Genomic DNA, 26,297 nt, shown 5'->3' with positions numbered 1-26,297 from the left:
ACGACCGGGGCCGGGCGCGCGGACTATCGCGCACCCGGCCTCCACGGTACGGCACGGCCAGAGCGCCCAGCACACCCGCCGTACCCGAACGCCCTAGCCGATCTTCACCGGGTTCACCAGGTCGGCCACCATCACCAGCAGGGTGAAACCGATGAAGATGCTGGCCACGACGTACGCCACCGGCATCAGGTTGGCGACGTCGAACGGGCCCGGGTCGGGCCGCCGGAACAGTTGTGCGAAGCGGCGGCGGACCGACTCCCAGACCGCGCCCGCGATGTGGCCGCCGTCCAGCGGAAGCAGCGGCAGCATGTTGAACAGGAAGAGCGACAGGTTGATGCCGGCCAGCAGGTTCACGAAGATCACGATCCGCTGGGTGGCCGACTCGTGCAGGGAGAACACCTCACCGCTGACCCGGGCGGCGCCGACCATGCCGATCGGCGAGTCCGGGTCGCGCGGGGCGTCGCCCACGACGGCGTTCCACAGGCCGGGGATCTTGCCCGGCAGCGCGGCCAGCGACTTCACCCCGTTCTCGGCCATGTCGTACATCCGGTCGACGGACTGCCCGAAGCCGAGCTGGACGGTCTCGCGACTGGGGGTGAACCCGAGGAACCCCGCCTGGACGGTCTGGCCCTTCACCGGCACGCCGTTGCCGTCGTACTTCTGCACGTCGTTGACGGCAATGGTGGGCTTGAAGGTGAGCTGCTGGCCGCCGCGGTCCACGACGATCTCGACCTGCTTGCCGGCCGACTTCCGGATGTCCGCCTGGAGCTGGTCGTAGTCGCGGATCCGGTCGCCGTCGAAGGAGAGCACCTTGTCGCCCTGGCGCAGGCCCACCGCGTTGGCCGGGGTCTTGGGCGCGTCGGCGGGGCAGGTGTCGGTGGGCTGGCCGGCCTTGACCACGCACTGGGCGACCGAGTCGATGGTCGGCACCGCCATGGAGACGCCGAAGCCCATCATGACCGTCAGGAACAGCCCGAACGCCAGGATCAGGTTCATGAACGGCCCGGCGAACATGACGATGACCCGCTTCCAGGGCTTGCGGGTGTAGAACAGCCGGTGCTCGTCGCCCTCCTGGAGCTCCTCGTAGGAGGCCTCACGGGCGTCCTCGATCATGGTCCGCCAGGGCGAGCTGCTGCGCTTGGTGATCCGGCCGTCCTCGCCCGGCGGGAACATCCCGATCATCCGGATGTACCCGCCGAACGGGATCGCCTTGATGCCGTACTCGGTCTCGCCCTTCCGGCGCGACCAGATGGTCGGGCCGAAGCCGACCATGTACTGCGGCACCCGGATGCCGAACAGCTTGGCCGTGGAGAGGTGGCCGAGCTCGTGCCAGGCGATCGAGATGAGCAGCCCGATCACGAAGACCAGGATGCCGACCACCGTCAAAACCGTTGCCACCGCAGGCCCTCCGTCATGCCGCTCCGCTCATCGTCTCGTCGTACCGCGATCCGTGTCGCAGTCCGGACCGGAGTCCGTCCCGCGCCCGGTGCCTCCGGCACCGGGGCCAGGGCCGTCAGCCCGCCGCCAGCTCACGGGCCCGGGCGCGCGCCCAGTCCTCCGCGTGCAGGACGTCCTCCACCGTCAGGGAAGTTCCCGCCGTGGGCGTGCCGTGCTCCGCCACGACCTTGGCAACAGTGTCCACGATTCCGGTGAAGGCGAGGCGGCCCTTCAGGAACGCCTCCACGCACTCCTCGTTGGCCGCGTTGAACACCGCCGGCGCCGTACCACCCAGGGTGCCCACCTCGCGGGCCAGCTCCACCGCCGGGAAGGCATCGTCGTCCAGCGGGAAGAACTTCCAGGTCGCCGCCTTGGTCCAGTCGCAGCCAGGGGCGGCGTCCGGCACCCGGTCCGGCCAGCCCAGGCCCAGCGCGATCGGCATCCGCATGTCCGGCGGGCTGGCCTGCGCCAGCGTCGAACCGTCGGTGAACTCCACCATCGAGTGCACCACCGACTGCGGATGGACCACGACCTCGATCCGGTCGAACGGCACGTCGTACAGCAGGTGCGCCTCGATCACCTCCAGGCCCTTGTTCACCAGGGTCGCCGAGTTGATCGTGACGACCGGGCCCATCGCCCAGGTCGGGTGCGCCAGCGCGTCCTGCGGGGTCACCCCGGCCAGCTGCTCCCGGGTGCGGTTGCGGAACGGGCCACCACTGGCGGTGACCACCAGCTTGCGCACCTCGGCCCGGGTACCGCCCGCCAGCGCCTGGAACAGCGCGGCGTGCTCGGAGTCCACCGGCACGATCTGACCCGGCTTCGCCACCGCCTTCACCAGCGGACCGCCGACAATCAGCGACTCCTTGTTGGCCAGCACCAGCACCCGGCCCGCCTCCAACGCGGCCAGCGTCGGCCGCAGGCCGATCGAACCGGTGATGCCGTTCAGCACCGAGTGGCACTCCAGGGCGGCCAGCTCGGTCGCCGCGTCCGGACCCACCAGCACGGTCGGCAGCGGACGGCCCGCCGCCTTCGCGGCCAGCGCCTCGCGCAGCGCCGGCTCGGCCGCCGGATCGGCCACCGCCACGGTGTGCACGCCCAGCCGCACCGCCTGCTCGGCGAGCAGCTCCACCCGGCCGCCGGCCGCCGACAGGGCCACCACCCGGAAGCGGTCCGGGTTGCGGAGCACGACGTCGACGGCCTGGGTGCCGATCGAGCCGGTGGACCCCAGGATCACCAGCTCCCGGGGGCCGGAGGGGTCCGCCACGGTGGGTGTGAAGCGCAGCTGTGGGTGAGCGAGCGAAGTCATGCGCCCATTGTGTCCTGTCCGCGGCACCGCCCCGGTACCTTCCCCCCGGGCCGCCCCGCCCGTCCCGGGCTACCGTCGGAACCATGCGTACCGTCATCGCCGGGGGCCACGGACAGATCGCGCTCCGGCTGGAACGGCTGCTCGCCGCCCACGGCGAGCGCCCCGCCGGGATCATCCGCCGCCCCGAGCAGGCCCAGGACCTCGTCGACGCCGGCGCCGAGCCGCTGCTGCTCGACCTGGAGGCCGCCACCGCCCCGCAGCTCGCCGGACTGCTGACCGGTGCCGACGCGGTGGTCTTCGCCGCCGGCGCCGGACCGGGCAGCGGCGCCGCCCGCAAGAACACCGTCGACCGGGACGCCGCGGTGCTGCTCGCCGACGCCGCCGAGCTCGCCGGGGTCCGCCGGTACCTGATGGTCTCGGCGATGGCCGCCGACGCCGGGGCGCACTACCCCGCCGACGAGGTCTTCGAGACCTACCTGCGGGCCAAGGGCGCCGCCGACGACGCCGTCCGGGCCCGCACCGGGCTGGACTGGACGGTGCTGCGCCCCGGGCGGCTCACCGACGGCCCCGGCACCGGCCTGGTCCGGCTGGCCCCCTCGGTCGACCGCGGCGCGGTGGACCGGGCCGACGTGGCCGCCGTCCTGGCCGCCCTGCTGCACGAACCCGGCACCGCCGGACTGACCCTGGAGCTGGTCGCCGGGAACGCCACCGTCGAGGAGGCGGTGGCCGCGGCCGCCCGGCACGACGGCTGAGCCCGCGCGGGCGCGGACGCGAGGAGGGCCCGGTTCGGCGAACCGGGCCCTCCTGCTGCCTGGTGCCACGGCACCGCTACGGCATCGCTCAGAGGTCGAGGCCGGTCAGGACCATGACCTTCTCGACGGTGTAGTCGTCCATCGCGTACTTGACGCCCTCACGGCCGACACCGGAGTCCTTGACGCCGCCGTACGGCATCTGGTCGGCGCGGTAGGACGGCGCGTCGCCGATGATCACACCGCCGACCTCCAGCTCCCGGTGGGCGCGGAAGGCGGTCTGGAGGTCGTGGGTGAACACGCCGGCCTGGAGCCCGAACGCCGAGTCGTTGACGGCCGCGAAGGCCTCGTCCACGCCGTCCACCTTGTGCAGCGACAGCACCGGACCGAACACCTCGGCCTTGGCCAGGATGGCGTCCCCGGGCAGGTCGGCCAGCACGGTCGGGGCGTAGGTCGCGCCCTCGCGGGTGCCACCGGTGAGCACCTTGGCGCCCTTGGCGACCGCGTCCTCGACCCAGGACTCGACGCGCTTCGCGGCGTTCTCGTCGATCAGCGGGCCGACGTCGGTCGCGTCGTCGCTCGGGTCACCGGTGACCTGCGCCTTGACCTTGGCGACGACCTTCTCCGCCAGCGCGTCGTACACCGAGGCGTCGGCGATCACCCGCTGCACCGAGATGCAGGACTGGCCGCCCTGGTAGTTGGCGAACATCGCGATCCGGGTGGCCGCCCAGTCCAGGTCGGCCTCCGAGGACCAGTCGGCGAGCACCACGGCCGCGGCGTTGCCGCCGAGCTCCAGGGTGCAGTGCTTGCGCGGCACCGAGTCCATGATCTGGTAGCCGACCTTGTCCGAACCGGTGAAGGAGATCACCGGCAGGCGCTCGTCCTGCACCAGGGCCGGCATCCGGTCGTTCGGCACGGTCAGGATCGACCAGGAACCGACCGGCAGGTCGGTCTCGGCCAGGATCTCGCCCAGCACCATCGCCGACAGCGGGGTCGCCGGAGCGGGCTTCAGGATGATCGGGGCGCCGACCGCGATCGCCGGGGCGATCTTGTGGGCGACCAGGTTCAGCGGGAAGTTGAACGGGGCGATCCCGAGGACCACGCCGCGCGGGAAGCGGCGCACCACCGCGAAGCGGCCCACGCCGCCCGGGTCGGTGTCCAGCCGCATGGTCTCGCCGTTGGTGCGGCGCGCCTCCTCGGCGGCCCAGCGGAAGACCGACACCGCGCGGCCGATCTCGCCGCGGGCCCACTTGATCGGCTTGCCGTTCTCGGCGCTGACCAGCTGGGCGAGCTCCTCGGTGCGCTCGGTCAGCCGCTTGGCCACGTGGTCCAGGGCGGCGGCACGCTGGTGCGCCGGGGTGGCGGCGAACACCGGAAGCGCGGCGACGGCGGCGTCCAGCGCCTCCTCGACCTGGGCCTCGGTCGGGATGCTCACCTTGCCGACCAGACGGCCGTCCCAGCTGTTGTGCACCTCGAAGTCGGCGTCGCCGCTCGCCCGGCGGCCGGCGAGCCAGAAATCGTACGTGGTGGTCACCGTGGTACCGGCCCTCTCCTCGTCTGTCCTACGGCCCACGGACGTGGGACCCGGATTTGAGGGTAGGCGGGGCGGCGCGCCGACCGGATTGGCCGACTAGGAGCGTTCGCCCCCGGGGCCACTCCACCGCGTCCTACCCGGAGGTGGCTCGTGTCCTCCGGGGCGCGCTTGCGTGCCGCCGGGCCCTCCCGCACGTTGCCGGGCCCTCCCGCATGCCGCCGGGAGCTCCCGTGCTGCCGGGCCACCTGCGTCCTGCCGGCGCCTCACTCCTCGCCGGAGCGGAGCGCCAGCCACAGCTCCATCCGCACGTCCGTGTCGTCCAGCGAGCGGCCCAGCAGCTCCTCGACCCGGCGCATCCGGTAGCGCAGCGTGTGCCGGTGCACGCCCAGGTCGGCCGCCGCCGCGTCCCACTGGCCGTGCCGGGACAGCCACGCCCGCAGCGAGGCCACCAGGTCCCCGCGGGCCGTCCGGTCGTGCTCCCGCAGCGGCCGCAGCAGCCCCTCCGCGAAGGCCGTCACCGCGTCCTCGCCGAGCAGCGGCAACAGCGAACCCGCGCCGACCTCCTCGTGGTCCACCGACCGGCGGCCACCGCGCAGCGCCACCGCCAGCGCCCGCTCGGCCTGCGCGTGCGCCGTCCCGGCCTCCTCCAGCGCGGCCGGCGCCGAGACGCCCAGGGACAGGCCCTCGTGCTCCTCCACCGCGCCCAGGCAGGCCCGGTGCACCGCGCCGTTGTCCAGCGCCAGCACCATCAGCCGCGGCCCGTGCACACCGTCCTCCCGCGCCACCAGCAGCTTCTCGCCCACCCGGGCGCCCGCCTGCTCGGCCCGGTCCCCCAGCTCCCCGAGCGCCTCCGCGGCATCCGCGTTGGCCGGCCCGGCCCCGGCCACCAGAACCCGTATCGTCCCCTCCGGCAGCCCCCCGAACAGCCCCGCCGCCACCTGGCGGGCCGTCGCCACCTCACCGGCCAGCACCATCCGCAGCAGCGCCGCGCCCATCCGCTCCTCGGCCTGCCGCAGCTCCCTCGAACGCTCCAGCGTGAGGGTCAGCAGCGCCACCGCCGCGTTCAGCACGTACCGCTCGGTCGGCGTGATCCGGTCCTCGGTCCCGACCGCCAGGAAACCCCGGGCCCGCCGGTCCGCCCCCAGCGACTGGACCACCACGTAGTCCTCGTCCGCCGTGTCTATCCCCGGCGCGCGCCCCTGCAACGCCGCACTCGACGGCGCCGGCCGCCGACGCAGCCGGTCCACCTCCGCGGCCAGCCGCCCCGCCCGGCGCGCCGCCCAGTCCGGAGCCACCACCGACAGCGCGCCCGACCCGTCGTACAGCGCCGCCCAGCCCCCCAACCGGGCCGCCAGCCGGCGCACCACCGCCGTCGTCCCGTCCTTGCCGAGCGCCGCCCGGGTCAGCTCCTCCTGCGCCTCGAAGCTGGTCGTCACCGCCTCGTACTGCTCCGCGGCCAGCGCCGCCGACACCACCTTGCTGATCGCGATGAACGGCGTCGGCTCCGGCACCCGCAGCAGCGGCAGCCCGCGCTGCGCCGCCGCGTCCACCAGCGGCTGCGGCACCTCGGTGTGGGACAGCCCCACCCCGAGCCCCAGACCGACCACCCCCGCGTCGGCCAGCCGGTGCACGTACGCCTGCAGCTGCGCCGCCGTGCGGCCCAGCTTGATACCGGTGGTGAGCAGCAGCTCGCCACCCTCCAGGAACGGCGTCGGGTCGTCCAGCTCGCTGGTGTGCACCCAGCGGACCGGCCGCTCCAGGTGATCCGCACCGGCAAGGACCGTCAGATGGAGCGACGTGTTGCGGACGACGGAGGCGAGTGTGGGGGGCATGGCACCTTCGAGGGATCGACCTGACCGCGCCGTTGCGGCCGGGCGAGGAGAGGGACGTGGGACTGGTGAGGGTCTCTCCCCTTCATTATGGACGCTCCGGACAACCCGCACTGCCGAATCCACCTCGGAGGCGACTTCCCCGGCGCCCCGCCGTCACCCCCGCAGATCCACCAGCAGCGGCGGCACCTGCTCCCCCGACACCGCCGTCAACGACACCACCGCGTGCCCGGCCGGCAACGCATGCGCCAGATCCGACGGCGACCACCGCAGCCGCTCCACGTCCCGCGTCGTCACCGACTCCGTCTGCGCCGTCGTCCCCGACAACGCCTTCCGCCCGATCCGCCCGGCCCGCCGGATCACGCCACCGGAGGTGTCGGGGGTGTGGGTGACCGCGGTCTCCTGCACCAGGTGCGTGCCCCAGGCTTCCGAGAACAGCTTCCCGTCCCACGGCGCGATCCCCGGGAACGCCATCCGGCAGCCGACCGCGCCGAACAGCGGCGCCCGCAGCGCCTCCGGCAGGTCCACCAGCGTCCGCAGCAACAGCACCGCACCCGCGTTCGCCCCGCGCATCCGCTGCAGGCCACGCACCGCGGTGGCGTCCAGCGCCGCCGAGGCGTCGTCCACCACCAGGCCGGCGAACAGCGAGCGGTCCTCGCGGACCCCGGCCGCCTGCACGAACTGCCCCACCACCAGCCGGGACAGCATCCGCGCCGCCTCCGGGTGGCTCCGCTCGGGCAGCTTCACCCGCACCCGCAGCGGGTGGTCCAGCACCCGCATCGCGAACGGGGGCCGGCCGGTGCCGTCGGTCGCGAAGGCCCCCTCGAAGGCGGGCCGCTCCAGCAGCGCCAGCCGGTCCGCCAGCAGCGCCCCGGGATCGTCCGCCCGGTCGCGCTGCCGCTCCCGGTACTCCAGGTCCCGCTCGTACACGGCCAGCCGGCCGGCCACGCCGAGTGCCTTCACCAGGGCCGCCAGCACGTCCGGCTCACCGGCCAGCAGCGCCCGCAGCTCCCGCACCCCCGGGTAGCGGCCGTACGCCGCATGGAACGGACCCACCACCTGCTGCAACGCGGTACGGGCGTGCTCCGCGCGGGCGGTCAGCTCGTCCGGCAGCAGCGCCTCGGCCAGGCGGGCGGCCGCCTCGTCGGGGTCCCGCGCGGCGCCGTAGAGGTCCAGCCCGTACAGCGAGGACGGGTCACCCGGCGCGATCACCACGTCGTACCAGGAGTCCGGGCCGAGATCGGCGTCTGCCGCCCCGACCACCACCGCACAGGCGGTGCCGGACAGCGCCTGCAGGCACAGCGTCTCGGCCACCGGCCGGGCCAGCCGCGCCGTCTTCCCCGTCCCGGCCGGACCCACCGCCAGCAGCGAGGTGCCCAGCACCGCCGGGTCCAGCGCGAAACCGGCCGCCCGGTGGCCCAGCGGGTTCTTCGGGACGTCCTGCGCGGTACCCAGCCGGACCTGACCGAGCAGCAGATCGTGCCGCTCTGCGCGGCCGGGCAGCTCGCGCGCTTCGGACGGGTGTGCGAAGGCCGCCGCGCCGCGGGTGGCCACCTGCTCGGTGAAGGCGGGCACGAACACCGGGTCCGCCTGGGCGGACTCCCAGGCGCGCCGGATCCGCACGTAGTCGACGTCCCCCACGGCCTCGCTGTCCAGCCGGGCGGCCGCCTCGGCAGCGCCGCCCTGGCGCAGCCCGTCCCACGGGTCCTGCCCCCGCGCGGCCTCGGCCACCCCCGGGGCATCCTCCTCGGCGGGCTGCTCCTGCGTCACCGTGCGCGACAGCAGCGGCGCCACGTACCGGCGCCACACCTCGGGCCAGCGGCCCATCCGGCCGAAGAACTTGATGACCACGGCGATCACCAGGATGTTGGCCACCAGGAGCGTGAACATGGCCTCGGACTCGGAGGGCGAAGCAAGCGGGCCGATGCCCGTCTGCCCGCCGAACCACACCAGGACGTACATCAGCAGCTGAGTGCCGTACAGATATGCGAACCATGCCACCACCGCATTGAGCCCCGCCCGCAGCAGTAGCGGCCAGGCCGCGACCTTGGCCGCCTCCGCCCGCTCCGGGTCGAGGCGGCGGTAGCCGAGCCGGTAGACGCCCGGGTCTGCGTCGGGGCGCGGGGCGCAGGCCCAGGCCGCGAGGTCGAAGGAGGCGGCGCCCGCGCCGGGCCGCGGGTGTGGCACGGTGGTCGGGGGTCTGGTGGTGGTGCGCTCGCCGTGGTGGTGTGCCCCGCCCTGTGCCATGTACGGCCCCGCTCCCTCGCCCGCCCGGCCCGACCGCCCGTCGGTGCCGCCATACCCATGCCGCCGTACCGGCGACACGCCCGCGCTCAGGGTAGTGGAGCGTGGCCTGCGGGTAGTCGCGCCACCCGCGCTGGCCGTGCCGGACAAGTCGGACGGCGCACTGCTACCGAGTGGCGCGTGCCCGGGCGGGGAGGGCGGCCGTAGCCTGCGAAGCACCGAGCCGAGAAGTCTGGAGAAACCCCATGAGCGCCGCAACGCCGCTCCCGCAGGAGCGCCGCCTGGTCACCGCGATCCCCGGTCCGAAGTCGCAGGAGCTGCACGCCCGCAAGCTGGGTGCGGTGGCGGCCGGCGTCGGCACCACCCTGCCGGTGTACGTGTCCCGTGCCAACGGTGGCGTGCTGGAGGACGTGGACGGCAACTCGCTGATCGACTTCGGCTCCGGCATCGCCGTGACCAACGTCGGCAACAGCGCCGAGGCCGTGGTGGCCCGGACGACCGAGCAGCTGGCCAGCTTCACGCACACCTGTTTCATGGTGACCCCGTACGAGGGTTACGTGGCCGTCGCCGAGCAGCTGAACGAGCTGACCCCGGGTGACCACGAGAAGCGCACCGCGCTGTTCAACTCGGGCTCCGAGGCCGTCGAGAACGCGGTGAAGATCGCCCGCGCCTACACCAAGCGCCAGGCCATCGTGGTGTTCGACCATGGCTACCACGGCCGCACCAACCTGACCCTGGCGCTGACGGCGAAGAACATGCCGTACAAGCAGGGCTTCGGTCCGTTCGCCCCCGAGGTCTACCGGGTGCCGGTCGCCTACCCGTACCGCTGGCTGACCGGTGCGGAGAACGCCGCCACCGAGGCCGCCGCCCAGGTGATCGACACCATCAACAAGCAGATCGGCGCCGAGAACGTCGCCGCGATCATCATCGAGCCGATCCAGGGCGAGGGCGGCTTCATCGAGCCGGCCAAGGGCTTCCTGCCGGCGATCGTGGAGTTCGCGAAGGCGAACGGCATCGTGTTCGTCGCGGACGAGATCCAGACCGGTTTCTGCCGCACCGGCCAGTGGTTCGCCTGCGAGGACGAGGGCATCGTCCCGGACCTAATCACCACCGCCAAGGGCATCGCCGGCGGTCTGCCGCTGTCCGCGCTGACCGGCCGCGCCGAGATCATGGACGCCGCGCAGACCGGTGGCCTGGGCGGCACCTACGGTGGCAACCCGGTGGCCTGTGCCGCCGCGCTGGGCGCCATCGAGACCATGAAGGAGCAGGACCTCAACGGCAAGGCGCAGCGGATCGGCGAGATCATGCTGGGCCGCCTGCGGGCCATGCAGGAGAAGTACGAGATCATCGGTGAGGTCCGCGGCCGCGGCGCGATGATCGCCGTCGAGCTGGTGAAGCCGGGCAGCAAGGAGCCGAACGCGGAGGTCACCGCGGCCATCGCCAAGGCCTGCCACGCCGAGGGCCTGGTCGTGCTGACCGCCGGCACCTACGGCAACGTGCTGCGCTTCCTGCCGCCGCTGGTCATGCCGGAGCACCTGCTGAACGAGGGCCTGGACATCCTGGAGGGCGCGTTCGCCGCCCTCTGAGCGGTGTCGCCCGTCAGGTCGTGAACCCCCTCCGGAGGGTTGTCCGGACAGCGCTGAACGGCCCGTGGGGACCTCTGGTCCGCACGGGCCGTTCGGTTTGCGGGCGCGCCGTGCGGGCGGTCCGGGCATGATCGACGGGGCGCCCCGGAGGTTGCCCCGCGCAGGGTGAAGATGATGTGCGGAATCGCTGAAGGCGCTCGGCGCGGAAGGGCTGTTGACGTAGTGTCATCGCAGATGGACAGCGAGCCTCAGCCCTTGGCGCGGCCGTCCGCGGAGCCCCCTCCGGGGTCGTTCCCGCGGGTGCCGCGTGAGGACGACCGGGCCGGCCCGGGAGGGCCGGCGCACGCCGAAGGCCGATCGACCGACCGTTCGACCCACACCCCCCGGGGCGCACGGAACGGCGATCATCAGAGCCGCCCCGGAGCTCTCCCCCCTGCTCCGGGGCGGCTGTCCGCTGCCCTGGGCCGGGCGGCGCGGTCGGTCGTCGTACCGGTGGTGGCGGCGGTGCTGCTGCTGGTGGTGTCCTGGCAGGTCGCGGCGGACGGGCCGCTGCTGGGCGTGGACCGTTCGGTCCGCCAGGCCGTCCGCACCGCCCACCAGGACTTCCCGAGCGTGCTGCTCGACCGGTTCGGCCACCTCCTGTCCGACCTGGGCAGCGGCGTCCCGGCAGTCCCGGTGCTGCTGGCGGCCGGCGCACTGGCCGCCTGGCGGGGGCGCCGGGCCGGGGCCGGGCGCTGGTGGCTGCCGCTGCCGGTGGCGGCGCTGACGGCGGGGCTGATCCCGCTGCTGGTGGTTCCGGCGAAGTCGGCCTTCGCCCGGCCGGGTCCGCTCGGGGAGCCGCTGACGGCGGGCCAGTGGGGCTGGTACCCGTCCGGGCACACTGCGACCGCGACGATCTCGTACGGGGTGGCGGCGCTGCTGCTCGCCCGGGTGGCGGGGCCGCACGCCGTCCGGGGGCTGGCGGCGGGTGCGGTGCTTCTGTCGCTCGGGGTGGGCGCGGGGCTGGTGTGGAGCGACTTCCACTGGCTGCTGGACGTGGTGGCGAGCTGGTGCCTGGCCGTCCTGGTGCTGTGGCCGCTCGCCCGGTGGCTGCCCCGGCCGGGTGCCGGCAGGCGTCAGGCCTCGGGGTCCTCGTTGCGGTGAACCAGGCCGGCCTCGCCGTTGTCCCGGTGCCACTCGATGACGAGTTCGTCGCGGGCGCCGAAGCGGACCAGGTGGCGGCCGACGACGTCCTCCAGGCCGGGCAGGTTCTCGCGCTCGCCCTCGACGGTGAGCAGCAGCGCGTCCGGCTGAGCCTCCAGGGTGGCGGTGCCGGCACCGAAGACCATCGTGCCGCGGCCGGTCTCCTCGGAGTAGACGGCCTCGATCTTGCGCCCCATGTGGGCGGCGAGCTGCTTGGCGTAACGGCCCGGGCGGTCGGTGGCGACGCGGGCTTCGGAGCGGGGCATGGGCCCTCCAAGGTCTGGGAGGGAACTTAGGGTCCCCTCACTTGGAGCAACGCTAGCCCAGATACTGAGCTAGGCTCAACATATTTCCGCGATCGCCCTCCGCCGTCGGCCGCGGGCCCCGGACCGACGGCTACCCTGGGGCGGACGCCAGCCGAGGAGACCGCCGATGACCACCACGCCGACCGACGAACCGGCGGCCCCCTCCCCTGGCCCCGGGCCCGGCACCCCGGGCACCGCCGCCGAACTGGCCGACGCGATGACCAGGGCGATCAAGCGGATCCGGCGTCAGACCGGCTGGCGGCTGGAGCCGTACGGCATCACCCCCGGCCAGGCCCGGGCGCTGCGCATGCTCGCCCACGTGCCCGGCTGCGAGACGCCGGACCGCGCGATGCGGCTGAGCGACCTCGCCGACAAGCTGCACATCGCCCCGCGCTCGGCGACCACCGTGGTCGACGCGCTGGAGGAGGCCGGCCTGGTCGAGCGCAGTCCCGACCCGGCCGACCGGCGGGCGGTGCGGATCCTGCTGACCGAGGCCGGGCGGGCGGCGGTGGAACGGATCGGGCAGGTCCGGGACGAGGTGGCCCAGGAGTACTTCGGCGAGGTCAGCCCCGCCGACGAGGAGGTGCTGCTGCGGGTGCTGCGCTCGGCCGAGGCCCGCTTCCTCTCAGCCGGGCCGCCGCACCGCTGACGGCCCCCGGGCGCAGCGCGGTGATCCCGATCCCGGCGATCACCAGCAGCGCGGCCGCGGCGGCCGTCGGGCTGATCCGCTCGCCGAGCAGCAGCCAGGCCGAGGACATCCCGAACACCGGCACGAGCAGCGAGTAGGGCGCGACAGCGGTCGCGTCGTAGCTGCGCAGCAGGAAGCTCCAGGCAACGAAGCCGAGCAGGGTGGAGACCAGCCCGACGTAGCCGATCGCCCCCAGTCCGGCCGGGGTGACGTCGCGCAGTGCGCGCAGGTCCGCCTCCGGTCCCTCGACCAGCAGGGACAGGCCCAGCAGCGGCAGCGGCGGGACGGCGCTGACCCAGACCATCCAGCGCAGCGCGTCCGGCGGCGCGGCCCTGCGGGTCAGCACGTTGGCCAGACCCCAGGCGACGGCGGCCAGGACCACCAGGGCGAAGGCCCCGAGCGGTCCGCCGACGCCCTGGTCCCAGGCGGCCAGCGCGATGCCGGCGAAGGCGACCGCCAGGCCCGCCATCCGCAGCCCACCGGGGCGTTCGCGCAGCAGCACGGCGGCGAACAGCGCGGTGAAACCGGCCTGCCCCTGGAGTACCAGGGAGGAGAGCCCGGCCGGCATCCCGGCGTGCATGCCGAGGAAGAGCAGCCCGAACTTGACCACCCCGAGGACCACGCCGACCGCCACCACCCAGCGCCAGGCCACCCTGGGCGGACCGACGAAGAAGATCGCCGGCACCGCGACGACGGCGAACCGCAGGGCGCAGAAGAGCAGCGGCGGGAAGCTGTCGAGGCCGACGTGGATCAGGACGAAGTTGAGGCCCCAGATGGCGGCCACCAGGACGGCCAGGGCGATGTGGCGCGGGCTCATGCCGCCCCGGCCGCCGTTGCCACTCGTGCTGCCCGTGCTGTTCTGGCCGCTCGGGGCGGCGGCGGTTGTCGCGGTCATGGGTCGAGCATGATGGCGCCGGACCGTGTAGCACCAGCGATGAATACTGAAGGAGACGCTTTAGGATCGCTGCATGATGGATCTGGGGCGCCTGCGGGCGCTGCACGCGGTGGCGGTGCACGGCTCGGTCGGCGGAGCGGCGTCCGCGCTCGGCTTCACGCCCTCCGCGGTCTCGCAGCAGATCGCCAAGCTGGAGCGGGAGACCCGGACGGTGCTGCTGGAGCGGCAGGGCCGGGGCGTGGTGCTGACCGACGCGGCCCGCGAGCTGGCCGTCACCGCGCAGACCGTACTGGGGCTGGTGGAGCGGGCCGAGGTGCGGCTGGAGGAGCAGCGCGGTCAGGCCGTCGGACGGTTGCTGGTGGCCGCGTTCCCGTCCGGTGCCCGCGGACTGATGCCCGGGGCGCTGGCCGACCTCCGGCGGCGCTGCCCGGAACTTGACGTCCGGCTGCTGGAGCGCGACCCGTACCCCGCGGCCGAGCTGGTGGCCCGGGGCGAGGTGGACCTGGCGCTGGTGCAGGACTGGCCGACCGTGCCGCTGCCGGTGCAGGAGGGGGTCTCCCGGATGGACCTCGGGACGGACCCGGTGGACCTGCTGCTGCCCGCCGACGACGGGCTGGCCGCGCTCGACCCCGTGCCGGTGGAGCGGCTGTGCGGGCAGCGCTGGATCAGCGTGCCGCCCGGCAACATCTGTCATGACTGGCTGGTCCGCACCCTGCGCGAGGCCGGTGAGGAGCCGGACGTGCGCTACCAGGTCGGGGAGTTCGAGACGCAGATCGCGCTGGTCGCGGCCGGTCTGGGGATGGGTCTGGTTCCGAGGCTCGGGCGGGGCCCGCTGCCGCCCGGGGTGGCGGTCCGCCGGGTGACGCCGGAGCCGAGCCGCCGGGTGTTCGCGCTCTGGCGCTCGCAGGCCTCCCGGCGGCCGGCCATCACCGAGGCGCTGGCCTCGATGCGGGAGTGCTGGGGGCGGCTTCCGGTCTGAGGGCCTCGCCCGCCGGTCCTGAGGGCCACGGCCTCCGCCCCCTCGCGGACCGCGGCGTCCGGATCGACGGCTGACGGGCCGGCCCCGGACCTGTTCGGGCCTCAGCCGGCGAAGCCGATCACCAGCCACATGAAGCCGACCCCTGCCACAGTGCAGAGCAGGGTGCTGCGCGAAGGGTGCGGGCTGTGCGCCTCGGGGAGGATGTCGGAGGTCGCCAGGTAGAGCAGGAAGCCGGAGAAGAAGCCCAGGTAGAGGCCGAGCAGGTGCCCCGGGATGGTGAACGCCAGGGTGATCGCCGCGCCGGACACCGGGGCCAGCGCGTCCGCGGCGAGCAGGGCCACCGCCCGCCGCCGGTCGTTCCCGTACAGCCGGGTGATCGTGTACGTGTTGAAGCCGTCGGCGAAGTCGTGCGCGACCACCGCGATGGCCACCACCGTGCCGACCGTGGTGCCCGCCTGGAAGGCGGCGCCGATCGCAAAGCCGTCCATCACGCTGTGCCCGACCAGGGCCAGCGCGGCGGTCAGCCCGATGCCCTGACGCCCGGCGGAGTGGGCGTGCCCGTGGTGGCCGTGGGAGTGCGCGGCATATTCGCCCTCGTGGCCGCGGTGGATGGCGACCGCGCGCTCGACCACGTGGATGGTGAGGAAGCCGGCCGCGAACATCAGCAGCGCCTGCGGCACGCCGTGCACCTCGCCCGGCGCCTGGTGGATCGCCTCGGGCAGCAGGTCGAAGGCGACCACGCCGAGCATCAGTCCGGCGGCGAAGCCCAGCACCAGGTGGCGGCGGTCGCGGGTGCGCTGGGCGACGAAACCGCCGACCAGGGTCATCAGGAACGCCGCGGCGGCGACCAGGACCGCGGTCATCGGGCCGGCTCCGTCCCGGGTCCGGCCGGGTGGCCGGGGCCTACGCCGGATGGTCCGCCGAGCGCTCTGCGCATTCCTCTCCCCCTGGGATCCGCCCGTGGCCGGGCCGACCGCCGACCGTACCGGACGCCCGCTCGGCGGTGATCACCCGGGGTGCCGGGGGCCCGGCCGGGGAGCCGTTCCCCCAGCCTCGGCCCGGGGGTGCAGGGGCGCCCTCCGGACGGGCCGTCGGGGTGAGGCTGCCCACCGGGGCGGGCGGCCGGCGCGGTCTGCCGGGTCGAGGGCGGTCAGCCGCCGGTGGCGAGCGGCAGGCCCAGGTGGGTGTGGGCGAGTTCGCGGACGCCGTCGCCGTCGATCAGGTGGATGTGCCGATGGCTCTCCTCCGCGGTGAGGTCCAGCACCTCCTCGGTGAACCGGCCGGTGGTCAGCCGCAGGCCGCGCTCGGCGGACTCCTCCCCGACCGCCTCGGCCAGGGTCTCGATCTGCTCGGCGCCGATCGGCCCGGTGTCCCGGGAGGCCCAGACCACCCAGCGGCCGGGCAGCGCGGTACCGGGTGCGCCGTCACCGGTGGCGACCAGTCCGGCCGGGCCGCGCAGCCGGACGCTCCACTGCGCGATCCCGCCCCGGGTCAGCAGGTCCCGCACCAGCTGGGCGAACTCGTTGGCGGACAGGTCGGAGGCGGCCGGCACGGTGGCCCCGGCCTGGGCGGCCGGCTGGACACCGACCCGGTCGTACGGGTCCGGGGTGACGGCGGCACCGAGCTGGCGCAGCCGCACCAGGGCCTCGTCCTGCTCGGCGTCGGCGTAGACGCCCTCGTCGTCGCGCTCCTCGTACGGGGTGCCCGGCGGCAGCAAGCGGGTGCGGGCCAGGGCGTCGCGGTCGGCGTCCACGCTGACCAGGCAGAGCGGCTCGGCCGTGGCGGGATCGCGCAGCCAGCCGTTGAGGACGACGCCGGCGAGTATCTCGTCGGTGTCGACGGCGTCGGCGGCCTGGAGGGCGCGCAGGGCGAGCCGGGCGACCAGCCGCAGGTAATCGGTGGCCCGGTCCGCGGGCGGGCGCGGCACCGGGAGGATGTCGCCGTCCGGGGCGAGCCGGTAGCCGGTGAGCGAGGGCACCAGTTCGAGCGGCGGCAGGTCGAGGTCCAGCACGGCGGTGCGGGTGAGCGGGCGGAAGACCGCCCGGCAGGGGGCGGGCAGGTCCTGGGTGGCGGTCTCGGCGGCGGCCAGCGCCCGTTCCAGCAGCGACTCCACGGCGGCCGGCTCGGCCAGCCGGTAGGCCCGCCGGCACTCTTCCAGGCTCTCGTTGTACTCGCGCACGGCGCGGGCCCTGGCCTCCTCGGCCGCCTCGTGGGCGCGCCGGGACTCGTCGACGGCCGGGCTGCCGGCCCCGGCCCGGCGGGTGCGCCACTCGCGCAGGGCGCGCTGGTGGGTGAGCCGGGCCTGGGCCAGCTCGCGCTGGTAGCCGGAGTCGAGCAGCCGGCGGGACGGGGCGCTCTCCGGGTCGGCCGCGGGCGGCTCGGCGGGCGCGAAATCCTCCCAGCGGGGCTCGGGCTCGTCGGCGGCACCGGGGCCGTCGGCCGGGTAGGGGCGGGGCTGGTAGTGCCGCAGCTGGCTCTCGAAGTCCATGGCCGAGACGGGCAGCGCGGCCCGTCGCAGCAGGTCGGCCAGCCGGTCGTGCTCGGACTGCACGGCGAGCGTGCGGTGGTGGGTCAGGGCGGCGGCCCGGGCGTGCGCCGCCACGGCCTCGTCCGGGTCGGCCCCACCGGGGCCGGGGTGACCGGCTCCCCGGTCGGCGGGCCCGGGGCCGGCGGCCTCGCGGCGGGCGGGCCCGGCGCCGTCGGGGCCCGGGTCGGACGGGTCGTTACCGGTCGGAACGTCGTCGGACCGGTCGCTGCCGGACGGGCCGTCACCGGCCTTGCCGCCGCTGGAGCGGCCGGTGACGGCGGCGTCCGGATCCTGCTCGTCCTCGGCGCCGAGGTCGCGGAAGACCGAGGCGAGGAAGCCCGGTCGGGGGAACTGGACGGTGGCGGTTCCGTCGGACTGGCCGTCTGCTGAGTACTGCATCGGTCGTCGTTCCCCCATGCTCGTCCGGCGCCTGCCCGGGGCGACCGGCGAACCCGCGGGCCCGCCCCTGCCGGACATTGTCCCCCGAACGGGCCCAGCGGTCAGCCAAGCCGCTCAGTTGGTCCGAGTGTTGGTCAGGTGCAGACCGATGTAGCCGACGTAGATCCGGCCACTGCCGGAGCAGTCGTCCAGGTAGTGCAGCCGGGGCGCGGTGCGACCACCACCGATCCGCAGGTGCGCGCCCATGAACGCGCGCCGGGAGGAGTCGACGCATTCCGGCACCGGCAGCATCCGCTCGCGCTTCCACTTGGTGTGGCTGAACACCGTCCGGGACTCCCCTCGGACCGCCTTGCGGGGCGGAAAGCGTCGGCAGCCCTCAGGGGTGCGCTCGCACCACTGCTTGAAGTCCCCGCCGGCCGCACCACGCACGGCTGCCTCGGCGTACTCCTGAAGGGCGGTCAGTCCGTCCCAGGCGAGCCGGGCCCAGCCGGCGCCGGCGCACTGGAGCTCGTCCAGGGCGAGCGCGTTCTTCTGGTCACCGGTGAAGGTCACCAGCGGGAACTCGCCCAGTCTGGCCATGAGTTCGGTGAAGGTCTCGGGCGTGCCACGGCGACCGGGGGGCTGGGCGACGGAGTGCGGGCCGACGGCCGGGCCGCTGCCCGGTGTGACGCAGTGACGTCCGGTCAGGGCGCGGGCGCCTGAGCGGAGACGGCCCTCCCGGATGTCCCGGCCGTCGCGGCCCTCCCGGCCCTGGCCCCGCTCGCGGTGTTCACGGCGCTCCAGCCGCAGGGTGTGCCGGACCCGTTCCAGCTCGTCGGCCCTGGCCTGCTGTTCCGCGCGGTCCTGCTGCTCCTCCCGGGCGAGCGCGGCCAGGTCGGCGCCCTGGTACGGGGCAGCCCGGCCGATGGTCCGTTCGGCGGCCTGCTCGACGACGCGCTCAGCCGCCCGCTCGACGACGTGCTCAGTCGCCTGCTCGGTGGCCTGCTGCACCGTCTGGCGGAGCAGGGGCGGCGGGACGCGCAGCACCGGGACGGCCGCCAGCGGCGGTGGCAGCGGCTGGTCCGCGGCCAGGCGGCGCGGCTCGCGGGCGAGCAGTCCGGCGGCGCGGCGCAGGTCCTGCTCTATTCGGCCCCGGGCGAGCACCGGATGCCGGGCGCTGTCCTGCCGGGAGGCCGGGTCGACCTCGGGCAGGTAGGTGCGCACCGCTCCGCCGTAGACGGTGTGGTACTCCAGCGCGACGTTGAACCCGGTGCGGGCTCCGGGGTCCAGCACGTAGGCGGTGGCGAGGCCGGGCAGCTGCTGGCAGAGCGGGGCCACCACGTCCTGCACCCAGCGGTCGACCGGGAGGTTCACCGGGACGCTGGCCACCACGGTGGGCAGCCTGCGTTCGGGGTCGCACAGCTCGTCGATCAGGGTGTCGACCTCGTCGGCCGTGATCACCCGGGGTGCGGAGTGGACGGCCGCCGGGCCGTCGGTGGCGTCGAGCAGCGGGAGGAGCGAGCGGGCGAGTTCGGGCACCGGTACCCGGCACGGGGTGCGCACGCCGCTGCCGGTGCTGTGGGTCTCAGCCTCCAGCCGGACCCAGGTGGGGCCGTCCGAAGCGGTGGCCACGGTGAGGGTGAGCTGCTGGGTGCCGTGCGGGGCCGGGGTGCGCAGGCGGCGGCGGTCGTAGCGGCCGGTGCCCGGTCCGCCGCGCAGCGGGCCCTGGTCGCGGTCGAGCAGGACGCGCTCGCCCAGTCGGAGGCGCTCGGCGGTGGGAGCCGGTTCGGCGCTCTGCCCGACGGGGGTGCGGGAGTCCGGAGGGGGCTCCTCGAAGCCCTCCTGCTTCAGCCAGGAGGCCAGCTGCTCGTCGGCCAGGGCGACGGCCTCGGCGTGCGTGCGGGCCGTGGTGACCGTCATCCGGTAGGGCGTCGCGGGACCGCGGGGAGCCGGTAGGTCGGCACCGGTGTGCGGACGGACGCGGTTCGGGGCGGAACGGTTCGCGATCGGGTGGTGGGTGGTCAGGCGGTTCGAGGTCGGGTTCGTCGCGGGCTGGGGATTCGAGGTCGAACGGTCTGAGGTCATGCGCATACCTCCGTGGTGCGGGGGTGGGGTCCTGTGTCCTCCATCGATGGTTTCGTCCGGTTCTGCCGGAGCCTTGCCCAGGAAACGCCACGGCCCGGAGCGGAAGTTCCAACTCCGGGCTACGACACTACGTTCGGGTGAATATGCTCAAGCGGCCTTCCGCGTGGCGCAGTTCCTGGGTCACGGGAAGCGGCCGGTCACGGGCCGTCCGGCCGTTCCTCCGACCCGCGGGACCCACGAGGTGCCGCCTGCCCCCGTGGTCAGACCGGCACCTCGACGTAGGTGCGGCCGGCCGGGGCCGCCACCGCGGTACCGCCGGTCGCCTCGGCCAGCCAGGTGTGGAAGTCCGCCGCGTCCGGCTCCGGCACGCCCACCTCGATCCGCACCCCGGCCGCCCCGTAGGCCAGGTCGGTCACCGCGTACCCGGCCGCCCGCAGGTCGTTCTCCACCCGCCCCGCCCGGACGTGGTCCACCGTCACCGCGAGCAGCGCGACCGGCCGGCGCTCCAGCAGGCCGATCTCGTCCACGGCCTCCGACACCGCGTTCCCGTACGCCCGCACCAGGCCGCCCGCACCGAGCTTGATCCCGCCGAAGTACCGGGTGACCACGGCGACGGTGTCGGTCAGCCCGCGCCGGCGCAGCACCTCCAGCATCGGCACCCCGGCCGTGCCACCGGGTTCGCCGTCGTCGCTGGAGCGCTCACGGCGCTGCTCGTCTCCGACTACGAAGGCGGTGCAGTTGTGCCGGGCGTCCCAGTACTGCTTGCGGATGCCGGCGATGAAGGCCTGCGCCTCCTCCTCGTCGGCGACCCGGGCGAGGTGGCAGATGAACCGGGACTTCTTGATCTCGATCTCGTGGCTGCCGGCCCGCCGGATGGTGAGGTACGGCCTGGCGGTGGGCTCCGGCGTGGCGGACATGGTGCGGGGGTCCTCCCGAGGACGACGAAGGCTGACAGCGCACGCCCCCGGGGCACCGGGGCGGCACCGCCAGCCTAGTTGGCGCGCGGCGGGAGGGATCAGCCGCCGGTTCGACAGCCGGTTCAGCCACCGGGTTCGGCAGCCGGTTCGACGGCCGGCCGGCGGTGGGTCAGCGGCCGGCCAGGGCGTTCAGCCGCTCACGGTCCAGGCCGGTCAGCGCGCTGACCTCGGCGAGGTCGACGGCGCCGCAGTCCAGTCCCCGCAGCAGGTAGCCGCTCAGCGCCCGGGCGGTGGCCGGCTCGTCCATCACGTCGCCGCCCGTTCTGGCGACGTACGCGGCCAGCCGGGCGGCGGAGGCCGCCAGGCCCTCGCGGTAGAAGGAGTAGACGGCGGCGTAGCGGGTCGGCAGGTGCGCCGGGTGCATGTCCCAGCCCTGGTAGTAGGCGCGGGCCAGCGAGCGGCGGACCAGGCCGTGGTGGAGCTTCCAGGCGGCGTGCACCTGCTCGGTGGAGCCGGTCGGGACGACGTTGGTCGAGCCGTCGGAGAGCCGTACCCCGGTACCGGCGGCCGCCACCTGCATGACCGCCTTGGCGTGGTCGGCGACCGGGTGGTCCATGCTCTGGTGGGCCGCGCTGACACCGCAGGCGGCGCTGTAGTCGAAGGTCCCGTAGTGCAGGCCGGTGGCGCGTCCCTCGGCGGCCTCGATCATCCGGGCGACGGTGGCCCTGCCGTCCGGACCGAGGATCGCCTGGGTGGTCTCGATCTGGATCTCGAAGCCGATCCGGCCGGCGGGCAGTCCGGCCCGGCGCTCGAAGTCCTCCAGCAGCCGGACCAACGCGGTGACCTGCTCGGCGTAGGTCACCTTGGGCAGCGTCAGGAGCAGGCCGTCCGGCAGCCCGCCGTTCGCCAGCAGGGTGGCCAGGAAGAGCTCCAGGGTGCGGATGCCGCGGGCCCGGACAGAGGCCTCCATGCACGTGATCCGGATGCCGAGGTACGGCGGGGCGCAGCCCTCGGCCACCGCCGCGGCGACCAGTTCGGCGGCGCGGACGGCGGCCGCGTCCTCCTCGGCGTCGGGGCGGGGGCCGTAGCCGTCCTCGAAGTCGATCCGCAGGTCCTCGACCGGCTCGCGCTCCAGCTTGGCCCGGACCCGGGCGTGCACGTCTGCGAGCAGCTCGTCGTCGGCCACACCGAGGGCGCGGGCCAGCTCGGCGGGGGTGGCGGCATGGCGGTCGAAGGCCTCCAGGGCCTGGCGGCCCCACTCCCGCACGGTGTCGGCGCCGAAGGCGTCGGCCGGGACGTAGACGGTGTGCACCGGCTGCCTGGTCCCGGGCTCCCCCGGGTAACGGCGCGCCAGATCGGCGTCCACCGGGGCGAGCAGCGCCTCCACGGCGGCGCGGGCCGCGGTGGAGAAGGAGGGCCCGTCCGTCGGCCCGCTTCCGTCGACCCCGACCCGCGTCATCCGCACTCCTCCATGCCGAACCAGCGCTTCAACAATTTGTTGAGGCGAAGGTAGCTCCGACGGGATCGGGCGTCAATGGCCGACCGAGCCCTGGACGGCGGCGGCTGCGGTCAGTCCCTCCCGGCGGCGACGTAGCGGTCGCGCAGCTCCGGAAAGAGCTCGGCGACCTCCTTGGGGTGGACCGAACCGTCCGGGCCCTTGCCGGTGACACCGAACTCCCTGGTCAGCCAGTCGGCGAGGCGCTGGGGATCGGGCTGGTGGCCGTGGACGTCCATGTACGAGACGAGCGCCTCGTAGGCGACGTCCGGGTCGAGGCGAGCGGGCGCCGGAGGGAACCCGGGCTGCTCGGCGTGCACGGGCTGCTCGGCCGGGACCGACTGCTCGGGCTCGGCGGGCTGCTCGGGCTGCTCGGGCTGGTACTGAGGCCCGGTCGCCTGCTGGGCCTGCGGACCGGCCGCGGGCGCGGCGACGGGGACGGGCTCCTCGGCAACCGGGCGCGGGGGCTTGAACCAGGGCGAGGCCTGCCCGGGCACCCGGCCGCCGGGGGCGGCGTCGGCCGGGTGGCCGGTGGTGCGGACCGGGCGCTCGGTCCAGACGTTCAGCTCCTCGCCACGCGGCTGCGGGACTGCGTCGGCCGCCTCGTCCGGTTCCTGGGCGGCCCGCAGCCTGACGGCGGCCAGCTTCGCGAGCATCGGTGCGGCGACCTCGGCGGACATCGGGGCGACGGCCGCGGGCACCTGCGCCGGAGCCTGTTCGGGCTGAGCCTGTTCGGGCTGGGTCTGCTGTACCTGCGGTGCCTGTTGCGGCTGCGGCACCTGCTGGGGCTGCGGTACCTGCTGGAGCTGCGGTACCTGCTGGAGCTGCTCGGGCTGCGGGGAGTGGGCCTCAACGGCCGGGGCGATGGCCGCGGCGGCACGGTTCTCCTGGGCGCCGATCCCCTGCACCTCCTGCTCCGTCAGCGTCTTCTCGGCCTCGACCTCACGGCCCTCGTCATCCAGCCGGTCGAGCAGCGCCGGGTCCAGCGGCACGCCGAACTTGGCGAGCTTGAGCGGCAGCAGCGCCTGGATCGGCGCCGAGCGGCGCCAGCCACGGCCGTAGCGGAAGCGCAGCTGCGCCCGGTAGACCAGGCGGTTCTGCTCGAGTCGGATGACCTCGTCGTAGGAGCGGAGCTCCCAGAGCTTCATCCGCCGCCAGAGCCGGAAGGTCGGCACCGGCGAGAGGATCCAGCGCATCACCCGGACCGACTCCATGTGGCGGTCCGCCGTGATCGCGGCGATCCGGCCGACCGCGTGCCGCGAGGCCTCGACCACGACCACGAAGAGCACCGGGATGACGGCGTGCATCCCCATGCCCAGCGGGTCGCCCCAGGAGGCTGCCGCGTTGAAGGCGATGGTGGCGACGGTCAGCAGCCATGCGGTCTGCCGCAGCATCGGGAAGGGTATTCGCAGCCAGGTCAGCACCAGGTCGAGCGCGAGGAGCACGACGATGCCGGCGTCCACGCCGATCGGGAAAGCATAGGAGAAGGCGCCGAAGCCCTTCTCCTCGGCCAGCTCGCGCACCGCGTTGTACGAGCCCGCGAAGCCGATGCCCGAGATGATGCAGGCACCGGCCGCGACCAGGCCGAGCAGGCCCCGATGGGCCTTGGTGAGCGTTGGGCGTGCCATTACGTCTATCAACCCCTGGATGTCGGCTGCTGCCGTACGCTGCCACGGCTGCCGGGTCCCGCTGGTCGGGCCGCCGGACGGCTGGGCAACCTCCGGGCTCGGCCCACCGGAGTTTACTCGTACACGTGTTTAAGCGTTCCCACAGCCTGGAGTGTCACGGTGAGCTGCCCGACACCGGCCCCGGCACCGTGCGGAGCTGCGCCGGAGGCCGGACCGGATCGTCAGCGGGTCTGCCCCGCCGTGCCGTTGAGGTAGGCCAGTACGGCCAGCACCCGGCGGTTGGCGTCCTCGTCGGGGGCGAGTTCGAGCTTGCTGAAGATGTTGGCGATGTGCTTGGCCACCGCACCGTCGCTCACCAAGAGGCGGGCGGCGATCGCCGAGTTGGAACAGCCCTCGGCCATCAGTTCCAGCACCTCGCGTTCGCGCGGGGACAGCCGCAGCAGCGGACCGGGCCGGCGCGAGGTGGTCTGCATCAGCTTGGCGATCACGTCCGGGTCCATCGCCGTGCCGCCTGCCGCCACCCGGCGGACCGCGTCGATGAACTGCCCGGCGTTGAACACCCGGTCCTTCAGCAGGTAGCCGATCCCCCCGGTGCCGTCGGCCAGCAACTCCCGTGCGTAGAGCTGCTGGACGTGCTGCGACAGCACCAGCACCGGCAGGCCCTGGATCTCCCGCCGTGCCTTGAGCGCGGCCTGCAAGCCCTCGTCGGTGAGTGTCGGGGGCAGCCGGACGTCGACCACGGCCACGTCCGGGCGGTGGGTCAGCAGCGCCTCCAACAGCTCGGGACCGGTCTCCACCGCCGCCGCGATGGTGAAGCCGTGCGCTTCCAACAGCCGGATCAGGCCTTCGCGAAGGAGGTAGAGATCCTCGGCGAGGACAACTCGCACGGCAGCTCCAAGGTGATGGTGGTGGGTCCGCCCGACGTGCTGTCGATGGAGAGGACACCGTCGAAGGTACCCAATCGCTTCTCGATCCCGCGCAGTCCGGTCCCCCGTGCGGGGTCCGCCACCCCCACGCCGTCGTCCGTCACCGTGACCCGCAGGAAGCCGGCCCGGTAGAGGATGTCCACCCATACCTGGTCCGCCCCCGAGTGCTTGGCCGCGTTGGCCAGCAACTCGCAGATGCTGAAGTACACGGCGGCCTCCACCGGGGCCGGCGGCCGGTCCGGCAGGCTCACGCACACCTCGGTCGACAGCGCGCTGTCCAGCGCCAAGGCCCGGACGGCGTCGCCCAGCCCACGCTCGGCGAGCACCGGCGGGTGGATTCCGCGCACCAGGTCCCGCAGCTCCTGGAGCGCCCGGGCCGAGGACTGTCGGGCCTCGGCAAGGAGCTCGCGCGCGGCCTCCTGGTCGGTGTCCATCAGGTGCTCGATGGTGCCCAGCGTCATCCCGATCGCGACCAGTCGTGCCTGGGCGCCGTCGTGCAGGTCCCGCTCGATCCGCCGCAGCTCGGCCGCCTGGTTGCCCACCGCGTCCGCCCGTGTCTCGGTCAACTCGGCTACCCGCCTGGTCAGCTGGGCGTGCGTCGCCCGGCCGTCCTGGTCCAGCACCCGGCGGGCCGCCTCCGCGTACAGCCGCACCGCGAACGGCGCCACGAGTATCCCGACGACGATCATCGCGGCCCCGAGCACGATGCTCAGCAGGATGGACGCCATCCGGCCACTCAGCGGACCGAAGCCGGACGCGGGAACCGGCCCCGACAGGATGTAGGCGGCTCCCAGCCCGAGCAGCACGGCCACCGGGCCGACCAGGGCCACCGCGAGGAACGGGTTCACCACCATCCAGAGCAGCTCGGCACGGGTGGTCCGGTCCCGCAGGCCCCAGTGGAGCACCTGCGCGTACTTCGCCACCGTCCGCGAGCGGTGGTAGGTGTAACCCGTCCACCAGTGCCCGCGACCGTCCAACTCCAGCTCCGGACGAGGCTCGTAGGTGGCCGGCAGCCGTATGCCGAACCAGCGCTCCAGCTGACCGCGGGTGCGGTCGGCGACGCTGTGAACGAGGAAGGCGGCCACGAAGGAACCGGCGGACACCGCCACCAGGAGCGCAGCGAGGATCCCCGGAGAGTAGTTCTGGAGGATCTGTGCCGCGATCACCCCGGAGAGAACAGCTGCCGCCACCGGCAGGACGAACCCCGGCACTGCGGCCAGCAGCACCAGGACCAGTCGTGTCAGGCCCTCACCGCCGGCCGCGAAGGCAGCCCGGGCCTGCGCACGTACGGACGTGCCGCTCGTACGACTCACTGTTGTCACGGGAAGCTCCTGATGCCGGTACCGATCGTCCTCCATCAGTGTTCACGAACCACCCGCCACCGGCACTGGCCATGGCACCCCAATTCCGGGGTAGACCTAGGACCACCTGCTGGTGGACAAAGCGACACCGCCCGGTGAGATGATCCGGAAATGCGAAGAACCCCCGATCCGAATGGATCAGGGGTTCTTCAGAATAATTGTTCGGCGGCGTCCTACTCTCCCACAGGGTCCCCCCTGCAGTACCATCGGCGCTGTAAGGCTTAGCTTCCGGGTTCGGAATGTAAC

The 26,297-nt window shown here is 74.0% G+C and carries 20 protein-coding genes and 1 rRNA gene; 5 read left to right on the top strand and 16 right to left on the bottom strand.

Features of this window, described 5'->3' with window-relative positions; genetic code table 11:
• Window positions 1–93 precede the first annotated feature (93 nt).
• Entirely contained in the window at window positions 94–1,398 is a 1,305-nt protein-coding gene (locus AB0O11_RS31475; RefSeq protein WP_363393797.1) for a site-2 protease family protein, read from the bottom strand.
• A 115-nt stretch (window positions 1,399–1,513) separates the two neighbouring features.
• Window positions 1,514–2,743: a 1-deoxy-D-xylulose-5-phosphate reductoisomerase gene (dxr, locus tag AB0O11_RS31470; RefSeq protein WP_363393795.1), complete on the bottom strand. Its 1,230-nt coding sequence runs from the start codon at window positions 2,741–2,743 to the stop codon at window positions 1,514–1,516.
• Between the two features lie 83 nt (window positions 2,744–2,826).
• Between dxr and AB0O11_RS31465 the strand changes: the two genes are divergently transcribed.
• Window positions 2,827–3,495: an NAD(P)H-binding protein gene (locus tag AB0O11_RS31465; RefSeq protein ID WP_363393793.1), complete on the top strand. Its 669-nt coding sequence runs from the start codon at window positions 2,827–2,829 to the stop codon at window positions 3,493–3,495.
• 88 nt (window positions 3,496–3,583) lie between these two features.
• Here AB0O11_RS31465 and AB0O11_RS31460 read toward each other — a convergent pair whose 3' ends face one another.
• From AB0O11_RS31460 to AB0O11_RS31450, 3 genes are all read right to left on the bottom strand, one after another.
• A complete protein-coding gene (locus AB0O11_RS31460; RefSeq protein ID WP_224282950.1) occupies window positions 3,584–5,026 on the bottom strand; it encodes an aldehyde dehydrogenase family protein in 1,443 nt (480 codons plus the stop codon).
• A 263-nt stretch (window positions 5,027–5,289) separates the two neighbouring features.
• Window positions 5,290–6,858, bottom strand: a complete 1,569-nt coding sequence (locus AB0O11_RS31455; protein ID WP_224282949.1) for a PucR family transcriptional regulator — start codon at window positions 6,856–6,858, stop codon at window positions 5,290–5,292.
• Window positions 6,859–7,011: 153 nt separating this feature from the next.
• Entirely contained in the window at window positions 7,012–9,102 is a 2,091-nt protein-coding gene (locus AB0O11_RS31450; RefSeq protein WP_363393791.1) for an ATP-binding protein, read from the bottom strand.
• Window positions 9,103–9,344: 242 nt separating this feature from the next.
• Here AB0O11_RS31450 and gabT point away from each other — a divergent pair, with 242 nt between their 5' ends.
• The gene (gabT, locus tag AB0O11_RS31445) at window positions 9,345–10,685 is read left to right on the top strand and encodes a 4-aminobutyrate--2-oxoglutarate transaminase (RefSeq protein ID WP_363393789.1); all 1,341 of its coding nucleotides are present in this window, start codon (window positions 9,345–9,347) and stop codon (window positions 10,683–10,685) included.
• A gap of 492 nt (window positions 10,686–11,177) precedes the next feature.
• Window positions 11,178–11,828, top strand: coding sequence for a phosphatase PAP2 family protein (locus AB0O11_RS31440; protein ID WP_363393787.1), 651 nt, complete (start codon window positions 11,178–11,180; stop codon window positions 11,826–11,828).
• On the opposite strand, the gene AB0O11_RS31435 is transcribed toward AB0O11_RS31440, so the two are convergent.
• Complete coding sequence (locus tag AB0O11_RS31435) at window positions 11,801–12,133, bottom strand: DUF2218 domain-containing protein (protein WP_224283994.1); 333 nt, start codon at window positions 12,131–12,133, stop codon at window positions 11,801–11,803. The two genes, AB0O11_RS31440 and AB0O11_RS31435, sit on opposite strands and share 28 nt — an antisense overlap.
• 166 nt (window positions 12,134–12,299) lie before the next feature.
• On the opposite strand from AB0O11_RS31435, the gene AB0O11_RS31430 reads away from it, so the two are divergent.
• A complete protein-coding gene (locus tag AB0O11_RS31430) occupies window positions 12,300–12,821 on the top strand; it encodes a MarR family transcriptional regulator (RefSeq protein WP_363393785.1) in 522 nt (173 codons plus the stop codon).
• On the opposite strand, the gene AB0O11_RS31425 is transcribed toward AB0O11_RS31430, so the two are convergent.
• Window positions 12,736–13,677: an EamA family transporter gene (locus tag AB0O11_RS31425; RefSeq protein WP_363393859.1), complete on the bottom strand. Its 942-nt coding sequence runs from the start codon at window positions 13,675–13,677 to the stop codon at window positions 12,736–12,738. The genes AB0O11_RS31430 and AB0O11_RS31425 overlap by 86 nt on opposite strands.
• A 151-nt stretch (window positions 13,678–13,828) precedes the next feature.
• Between AB0O11_RS31425 and AB0O11_RS31420 the strand changes: the two genes are divergently transcribed.
• Window positions 13,829–14,734 (top strand): LysR family transcriptional regulator, encoded by a 906-nt coding sequence (locus tag AB0O11_RS31420; RefSeq protein WP_363393783.1) that lies wholly within the window; start codon window positions 13,829–13,831, stop codon window positions 14,732–14,734.
• A gap of 101 nt (window positions 14,735–14,835) precedes the next feature.
• Here the strand turns inward: AB0O11_RS31420 and AB0O11_RS31415 are convergent, their stop codons facing one another.
• From AB0O11_RS31415 to rrf, 9 genes are all read right to left on the bottom strand, one after another.
• Window positions 14,836–15,597, bottom strand: a complete 762-nt coding sequence (locus tag AB0O11_RS31415) for a ZIP family metal transporter (protein ID WP_363393781.1) — start codon at window positions 15,595–15,597, stop codon at window positions 14,836–14,838.
• A 287-nt stretch (window positions 15,598–15,884) separates the two neighbouring features.
• Window positions 15,885–17,660, bottom strand: a complete 1,776-nt coding sequence (locus tag AB0O11_RS31410) for a restriction endonuclease (protein WP_363393779.1) — start codon at window positions 17,658–17,660, stop codon at window positions 15,885–15,887.
• Between the two features lie 114 nt (window positions 17,661–17,774).
• Window positions 17,775–19,559, bottom strand: coding sequence for a hypothetical protein (locus AB0O11_RS31405; protein WP_363393777.1), 1,785 nt, complete (start codon window positions 19,557–19,559; stop codon window positions 17,775–17,777).
• 425 nt (window positions 19,560–19,984) lie between these two features.
• Window positions 19,985–20,641 (bottom strand): YigZ family protein, encoded by a 657-nt coding sequence (locus AB0O11_RS31400; RefSeq protein WP_363393775.1) that lies wholly within the window; start codon window positions 20,639–20,641, stop codon window positions 19,985–19,987.
• A gap of 169 nt (window positions 20,642–20,810) precedes the next feature.
• Window positions 20,811–22,100 (bottom strand): aldolase, encoded by a 1,290-nt coding sequence (locus AB0O11_RS31395; protein WP_363393773.1) that lies wholly within the window; start codon window positions 22,098–22,100, stop codon window positions 20,811–20,813.
• 110 nt (window positions 22,101–22,210) lie between these two features.
• Window positions 22,211–23,764 carry a DUF2637 domain-containing protein gene (locus AB0O11_RS31390; RefSeq protein WP_363393771.1) on the bottom strand — a complete coding sequence of 518 codons (1,554 nt, stop codon included), beginning with the start codon at window positions 23,762–23,764 and terminating at the stop codon, window positions 22,211–22,213.
• A gap of 221 nt (window positions 23,765–23,985) precedes the next feature.
• The gene (locus AB0O11_RS31385) at window positions 23,986–24,651 is read right to left on the bottom strand and encodes a response regulator transcription factor (protein WP_363393769.1); all 666 of its coding nucleotides are present in this window, start codon (window positions 24,649–24,651) and stop codon (window positions 23,986–23,988) included.
• Window positions 24,603–26,012 (bottom strand): histidine kinase, encoded by a 1,410-nt coding sequence (locus tag AB0O11_RS31380; protein ID WP_363393767.1) that lies wholly within the window; start codon window positions 26,010–26,012, stop codon window positions 24,603–24,605. The genes AB0O11_RS31385 and AB0O11_RS31380 overlap by 49 nt, the downstream gene beginning before the upstream one ends.
• A gap of 199 nt (window positions 26,013–26,211) precedes the next feature.
• Window positions 26,212–26,297: ribosomal RNA gene (rrf, locus tag AB0O11_RS31375) — 5S ribosomal RNA — on the bottom strand; the annotation flags it as partial.

The organism is Kitasatospora sp. NPDC093102 (genome assembly GCF_040683915.1).
Classification (GTDB): Bacteria; Actinomycetota; Actinomycetes; order Streptomycetales; family Streptomycetaceae; genus Kitasatospora.
The sequence above is the reverse complement of the archived record's forward strand: the minus strand, read 5'-3'. Positions and strand labels throughout refer to the sequence as shown.